Origin of the sequence: Leisingera sp. MMG026 (genome assembly GCF_021654205.1) — a bacterium.
GTDB lineage: Bacteria > Pseudomonadota > Alphaproteobacteria > Rhodobacterales > Rhodobacteraceae > Leisingera.
This window is the reverse complement of record NZ_JAKFZM010000049.1, coordinates 22086-29242: the sequence shown is the minus strand read 5'-3', so window position 1 is coordinate 29242 and position 7157 is coordinate 22086. Positions and strand designations below refer to the sequence as shown.

Genomic DNA, 7157 nt, shown 5'->3' with positions numbered 1-7157 from the left:
CGGCATCAAAGAAAGCCGGGGGCGCGGATGAAGGCAAGCGAACAATTCCAAGAAAATGCAAATATATCCGTTGCTTAGGGTCTACTACGCAACTAATATCAAGTCATAGGGAGAGGCCACAACGGCCCACCTTTCACCACAAGAGGAAAATCAAAATGAGCTTTATGCACCGTTATATGCGCGGAATGAGCAACGGCGGATTTGCTACTGGCAAAGCCTTGACCGACGAAGAACTGCGCGCCCGCGTTCCCTCGATCTTTGCAACAGAGGCCCACGAAAGCCGTTCAGAGCGGTTCGCCCCAATCCCGACTATCGACGTGCTGACCGGCCTGCGCAAAGAGGGCTTTGATCCCTTCCTGGCCCAACAGGCCCGCACCCGGATTGAGGGAAAGGCTGAGTTCACTAAGCACATGCTGCGCCTGCGCCACCGGTCCCTTACCAACACTGACGGCGAGGCTTTTGAAATCGTGCTGGTCAATGCAAACGACGGCACAAGCAGCTACCAGATGATCCCCGGCTTTTTCCGTTTTGTCTGCGCCAATGGCCTGATGGTGGGCGATACCTTTGGCGAAGTGAAAGTGCGCCACTCGGGTAATGCCATTGGTGAGGTGATCGAGGGAGCCTATCGGGTTCTGGAAGATGCGCCCGAAGTCGCAGACCAGGTGCAGCGGTTCCGCGCAATCACTCTGCAAGACGAGGAACGCAAAATTCTGGCAGAGGCAGCGCACGAATTGCGTTTTCCGGATGCTCACAACGAGGACGGGAAGCAGGCGCCGGTCGCGGCGGATGCCTTGCTTTCGCCCCGGCGCCGAGACGACCGGGCAACCGACCTTTGGACCGCGTTTAATGTGGTGCAGGAAAACACCATCAAAGGCGGGCTGCGCGGGCGTATCCGCAATGCGAACGGAACTACACGTCGCCAGACTACGCGCGAGGTTGCGGGTATCGACCAAAACAAGGCGCTTAACCGTGCTTTGTGGACGCTGACCGAACGCATGGCAGAGCTGAAGGAAGGCTGAAGCTGCGGGGCGGTGCCACCGCACCGCCCTGCCCTTCGCGGGAGTTTTTACCATGGGAAATAGCGAAAGAGAGCTGCGCCGGCTTTGGACGGAGCAAGGAGTCACGAAGGGCCGGCAAGATGCATTGATCCGTGAGATTAAGGCTAAGGCACAACCAGGTTCACGTGTCGGCCCTTTCATTATTGGCGGTTCAGTCCGAGAGCCGGAGGGCGAGGAATGACCAAGGCAGCGGTGTCCGAATTCGTCAAAGCGTTCAATTGCATTGACCAATCAAAGCGGCGGACAGAAGTTTTTGCGGACTTTTGCGAGCTGACCTATTGCGCTCTGGCAAAGCGCGCTTGCCCAGATGCAGCCAAACGCGATGCGCTGGAAGCGCAGTATATGGCGGTTGTGAAGCGATACCGAATTAAAGACGATGTTCGCAGAATGCCTGAACTTTTGGCAATCGCGATTGCGGAAATCTCATCAGGTGGTTGCGACTTCCTGGGGGCTGTGGCTGGAGAGATCGGCGCGCTTGATGCGCGGCTTGGGCAGTTCTTTACACCCTATGAGGTTTCGCGGCTTATGGCGAATGTCTCCTTAACTGGTGTGGAGGAGATTATAGAGAAACGGGGCTTCTATACTGTTCAGGAGCCCGCAGCCGGAGCAGGTGGAATGCTGCTGGCTATGGCAGATGTGATCGAGGAAAAGGGTTTCGATCTGGAAACATCTGTTTGGTTCGAAGCTGTAGAGCTGTCGCGCCCCACATTTCACATGGGATACATACAGACGGCAGCACGCGGTTTGGCTGGGCGCTTTGTCTGCGGAAACAGCTTGTCTATAGAGGTCTTCGATTTGGCTTATACGGCTGCCGCTGGCCGCTTTTACGCTAAGCATGGAGATCCTTGGAAGCGCCAGAAGGACGAGCGAGCGGCATTTATGGCCCTGGCCGCGCAGCGGGAGACGCAGGAAGCCGAGCAGCGCAAGGCGCGCCTGACGGAAATTGCCACAGCGGGGCCAGTATCAAAAGGGGTCCAGCTTAGCTTGTTTGACTGAATTTTCTTTGTGGTGAAGAAACCAACTTGCCCCGCTTCGGCGGGGTTTCTTTTTGCCTTTTGGTGTCCTGCCCAATCAGGGCTAATGCCCTGACCGGGCCGGACTGGCGCGCATCCGCGCCGGGGGCCGCTTTCGCGGCCCGAAACCAGAGTTCAATTTAGAAGCAGATATTGTCCAAAAATTATACAAGCACCGTTTTTTACATTGATCACCTTAAGCTTAACACCTAATATTAATTCATAATGCATGGAGGCGGGTTTGAAATTTTTGCTTGTGGTAACTGTGTTTGGGTGGGCGACAGATGAGGAGCCTTTAAAGTTCACTGCGGTTGTCGGTAGTCAAGCCGAATGTGCTTTAGGATCACAGGAGTTCTTGAGCGGTTTCGACCTCGGGGCAATCAGAAAACAGGAGATTTCGTGCAAGCCTCTTGGTCAACTCTCAGGGGCTTTGGAGGTTCTGACCCATGCTACTGACGCGGAAGATGCGGGGAAAATGTTGTCCCGGACAACAATTTCCACCTAAGATTGTGTCGGATGTTGTCCGGGACAACATTTTCTTGAGTTTTACTGGGCATTTTTATAGCTATATAGCTATAAAACTTTGGGAGAAAGCATGGCCAAGCGGAGAACAACAACAGTGGGCATGAGGATGTATGACGACATGCACGAAGCCCTCAAAGAGAAGGCGCATCGCGAAAATATCTTCATGTACGAAATCGTAGATGCAGCGCTGAGATCATATGGAATCACCCCTGATGAGGCAGGAGCAAAAGACAATGAAAACGATAGTCGTAGCGAACAATAAGGGTGGTGTGGGCAAGACCACCATCGCCAGCCAGATTGTCTATTCTCTTTCGGAGCGCGGGCATTCCGTATTGGGTGTAGATCTGGATAGCCAAAGGAATTTTTCGGCTTCCTTCGAAGGGGCGAAGACGCTTGGCAATGCGCTTGACCTGGTGACTCGCGGTGAGGGCGTACAAGCCGATCTGGCGAGCGGCGAAATTGGCATCGTAACTGGTCACAAAGATTTGCAATCGCAAAACGCTGATGACGTGATGGCAAATGTGCAAGCCGGGCTGGTTGGCAGCAGCGGTGCAGATTACTGCGTGGTGGATACTCCTCCAAATTTTGGCGAGGCGGTTTATGGTGCGCTCATTGCGGCCGACTATCTGCTGGTTCCGATAGAGCTGAAAAAATACTCAGTCGATGGTATCGAGGGGGTTCTTGAGGCGCTGTACGCCGCGCAGGGAGTGAATCCGAAACTGCAGCTCCTGGGCATCCTGCCTTCGCGCTTTGATGCCGTGAAGCAGATTGAGCGAGACGCGATGGTCCAAGTGGCGGAAGCTGTTGGAGACCTCTGTGTCCCATATGCAATTCGCAACCGCACTGCCTATGTCGTGGCGCAGGAAGAGGGCGTTCCGCTGTCCGGAGTGAAAACAAAGAGCGGCAAGGATGCCCAAGAAGAGTTCGGCCAGTTTTTTGACTGGCTGTACGATAAGCTTGGCGAGGGGAAGTGATATGGCAAGGAACATGACAAGCACGCTGGATAAACTAAGGGCGGCGGGCAAACTGGAAGGGCTGCAAAGCCAGAAGCCCGTCGGCGGCGGCGAGCCTCTGACAATTGACATTGATCTGATCGAACCCGACCCCGAGCAGCCGCGCCGCCATTTCGATCCGGACAAGCTGGCGTCTCTCAGCGCAAACATTTCTATTCGTGGTGTTTTGCAGCCCATCACTGTCCAGCCAAAGAGCCAGGACGGGCGGTATATTATTATCATGGGCGAACGGCGCTGGCGGGCAGCCAAGATGGCCGGGCTGAGCAGCGTTCCAGTCCTCATTCGTGAGGCGACCGCGGACCTGCGCGCGATCCAGCTGACTGAGAACATTCAGCGGGATGATCTGACCACGATGGAAATCGCCTTGGCTGTGGAGCAAATGCGCAAAGACGGGATGAAACGCTCCCAGATTGCGGAGGATCTTGGTTGGGGGCAGGCGCAGGTTTCGCAATTTTTTGGCGTTATCGCGATGCCTGATGAACTTCAGGAACTTGCAAGAAACAACGTGCCTGTGCGCGCTCTTTCTGACCTTAATTCACTATGGAAGAAGGACGAGCAGGCAGCTCGCAGATTTGTTTCTGAAACTCCGTCGGAAGAAATCAATCGCGTCACAGTGGCCGGCTTGCGAGCGGAGGTCGAGGCGGGGCAGGGGGTGCCGCCGTCAGATGCGCCGCCTCAGGAAGCTCCTGCCGAGGACAAAAAGCCCAACCTCGCAGCTGGGCTGTCTGCCCTGTCCGGTGGAAATCCGCAGAGCGATGCTCAAGGCGGAAAGCGGTCGTCAAACGGCCAGGTTGCAATCCTGTGCCAGCAAGGCGATCAGATTGGCCGGATCTTGACCGACCGAAAGGCGAAGTCGAACAAAGCTCTGATGGTGAGCTTTGAAAACGGTGAACGTATTGAAGAGGTAGCTCTGACAGATATTGTGCTGTTCGAGGTGATCGAGCTTTGAGGTGAGAAAAATGGCCGCTCTACGATTTATGACTTGGAATGCCCTCTTGTTGATCCGGCGACCGTTTCAGTTCGTCGTGCGCGTTTTCATGTTCATTTCGCTAGGGGCGGCCGTTGTGAGTGTCGTCGTGATTTTTACCGGCACAGGGAACGAACAGATTGATGCCGACGCGCCGATTTGGGCGCGCGTCGCTGCGTCCGCCATCATGGTTGCCAGCTATTTTGCGTGGAGCGGGATATCCTACTTGTTCGATAGCGCTCTGTTCAAGCTGACCCCAGAGGGGCGAGCACTTACCTTGTTCAACTGACTTGGCTGCTGGTTGATGATCGGGGCGCGCTAGAGATAGCCGCCCCTTTTCTTTTGCGGGTGTCCGCGGCCGACCAGGTGCACGCCTGCAGTCAATCACCTTCATGAAATATCCTCGGGGGAGCGCGCGAAGTGCGCCGGGGGCAGACAGCCCCCGCAGCCGCCCAGGGCGGCTTTCGATGCCTGACCTTCCCACAAGTCGGCTCGCTTCCCTTCGCTTTGTGTGGGCGCGGTCAGTTCGCCGCCTGCAAGGCCTGCCCCCGGCCCTGGCCGGGAGCGGTCTGGAAAGCTCTGGCATCGAGGGTGCGGGGGTCCGCACGTCCTGCACGGATCACGGTTTCAGATAGGGCGGTTTCTCAGCCCGTCACCTTCGCAAAATATCCTCGGGGTCCGGGGCAGACAGCCCCGCCGCATTCTTGAATGCGGGCGCGAAGCGCAAGGGGCGAGAATCTCAAAATGTTGTCCCGGACAACACAAACGGTTGAAAGGAGGACTAATGCAGGATAGGCTAAGCGCCAGCATTGTAATACATAATGATCATGTCTCAGAAGTCCGAACTTGTCAGCGCCCGTGTTTCACCCGACAGCAAAGCCCGCTTCGGGGCGATTGCTGCCGAGCACGGCTTGTCACCTTCTGAGTTTCTTCGACAATTGGTTGAGACAGTTTCCGGAGACGCTGAGGTTCCCAGCAGTAAGCCGAGCCAGGCGCGCAGGGAGGGTAAGCTGACCGTCCGGATTGAAGCGAGTGTTCGTGCGAAGATCGAGCGAGAGGCCAAGGATCAGGGGGTTCCTCCTTCAACCTGGGCAGCTCGAATTTTGACAGCCCGTACTCTGTCTGCGCCTCAGCCTGTGCAGGGTGAACGACGACATATCCGCTGGGGGTTTCGGCAGCTTCGCGGTGCTGCAACGAACCTGAACCAGATTGCAGCGGCCATGAACCGAGGCGTTTTCACCGGCAGCAACTATGCACCGACGCGGAATGAGTTGCATGAACTGCGTAACTCAGTCGTGAGCCTGCGGGAACTGTTGAGGCAATATGCTGCTGGCCGTTTGAAATTTCAGTTAGGGGGTGATCTGACCGATGAGTGATTTCAAGACGGAGCTTGGGTTTCAGGATTGCTGGGCGCCCCCTGCGCGCTCCGGTGCCGTGAAGTCGCCAGGGTCCGGGTCTTTTTCGACGGGCGGCAAACCCAGCCCGAAAGGCAGCGAAAAAGCTGAACCAGCACAAGTCCGGCAAGCCACTACAATCGGCACCGCCGATAAGGCCCGCCTTGCGCGTGTCGTCAACAAGACTCCGGAAGTCATGGTCAAGGTGTCAAAACCTGCGAAGGTGGACAAAAGCGGTAATACCATCGTTGTGAACCGTCGCACCGAGGGGGTCCGGGTTAGCGCGCATATCGACTACATCAGTAGGAACGGGAAGCTCGACATTGAAACCAATGACGGTGCGATCCTCACGGGGAAAGCTGCAACTGCTGCCTTGTATCGTGATTGGATGCAGCGCCACGACGATGATAGGGCCAACGGCGATGCAACCGACCGTACAAGGATCACGACCAGTATCGTCTTTTCGATGCCAGGAAGCACGAATGCGGCGGCTGTAAAGGACGCCGTAAGGGCATTGGCCCAAAATGAGTTCGGGGGACGCCATGACTATGCGATGGCTCTGCACACAGATACCAAACATCCGCATGTTCATTTGACGGTCCGGACCGTTGGCAACGACGGAGTGAAACTGAACCTTCGCAAAGCTGATCTGCAACACTTGCGGGATGTTTTCGCTGAGAAACTGCGGCACCGGGGTATCGAAGCCGAGTCTACGCCGCGCCATGCCCGCGGTGTTACCCGGAAGGGTGAGCGAACACCTGTCTACAAGATGCGCCAGCGAGGCAAGACGCCTTATGTGGACAAGGCTAAGCAGCGAGAGGTGCGGCGTGACCTTCAAGAGAATGGTGGCCGTATGCCAAGCCGTCCTTGGGACGGGGCCATCGTTGAGCGTCGGAACCGGGTCATGAGAACGTACAGCGCGGCGGCGGTCTTGCTAGCTGAATCGCACGATCCCGAGGACAGGGCGCTAGGGCGGGCCGTATCGGCGTTCTCAGGGCGATTGACGGACGTTACCACAGAACGGGGCGCTATGGCGCTCAGCGCGCCTGTGGGGCGATCAGAGAAGTTTTCTGGGGCCGGACAGAAACAGCCTGAAGGTCGAGGTCGCGTGAGAGAGCTAGACAAGGACGAAAAACGGCCCGAGCAGTCGCGCGGGCCGTCAAGAGAACGCTAGGCTGAGGCGTCTG

General features: G+C 56.5%; 8 protein-coding genes. All 8 read left to right on the top strand.

Annotated features, from left to right (window positions below; all coding sequences use genetic code 11):
• Positions 1-164: 164 nt before the first annotated feature.
• The gene (locus L1069_RS20095) at positions 165-1019 is read left to right on the top strand and encodes a DUF932 domain-containing protein (RefSeq protein WP_237456826.1); all 855 of its coding nucleotides are present in this window, start codon (positions 165-167) and stop codon (positions 1017-1019) included.
• A gap of 216 nt (positions 1020-1235) precedes the next feature.
• Positions 1236-2054 (top strand): N-6 DNA methylase, encoded by an 819-nt coding sequence (locus L1069_RS20090; protein WP_129373466.1) that lies wholly within the window; start codon positions 1236-1238, stop codon positions 2052-2054.
• 612 nt (positions 2055-2666) lie between these two features.
• Positions 2667-2858: a hypothetical protein gene (locus L1069_RS20085; protein WP_164982839.1), complete on the top strand. Its 192-nt coding sequence runs from the start codon at positions 2667-2669 to the stop codon at positions 2856-2858.
• Entirely contained in the window at positions 2830-3570 is a 741-nt protein-coding gene (locus tag L1069_RS20080) for a ParA family protein (protein ID WP_129373467.1), read from the top strand. Before L1069_RS20085 ends, L1069_RS20080 begins: the two co-directional genes overlap by 29 nt.
• 1 nt (position 3571) lies before the next feature.
• Complete coding sequence (locus tag L1069_RS20075; protein ID WP_164982840.1) at positions 3572-4558, top strand: ParB/RepB/Spo0J family partition protein; 987 nt, start codon at positions 3572-3574, stop codon at positions 4556-4558.
• A 10-nt stretch (positions 4559-4568) separates the two neighbouring features.
• Positions 4569-4865: a hypothetical protein gene (locus tag L1069_RS20070; protein WP_164982841.1), complete on the top strand. Its 297-nt coding sequence runs from the start codon at positions 4569-4571 to the stop codon at positions 4863-4865.
• Between the two features lie 538 nt (positions 4866-5403).
• Positions 5404-5952: a plasmid mobilization relaxosome protein MobC gene (mobC, locus tag L1069_RS20065; protein ID WP_129373483.1), complete on the top strand. Its 549-nt coding sequence runs from the start codon at positions 5404-5406 to the stop codon at positions 5950-5952.
• Positions 5945-7144 carry a relaxase/mobilization nuclease domain-containing protein gene (locus L1069_RS20060; RefSeq protein WP_129373470.1) on the top strand — a complete coding sequence of 400 codons (1200 nt, stop codon included), beginning with the start codon at positions 5945-5947 and terminating at the stop codon, positions 7142-7144. Before mobC ends, L1069_RS20060 begins: the two co-directional genes overlap by 8 nt.
• Positions 7145-7157: the final 13 nt, after the last annotated feature.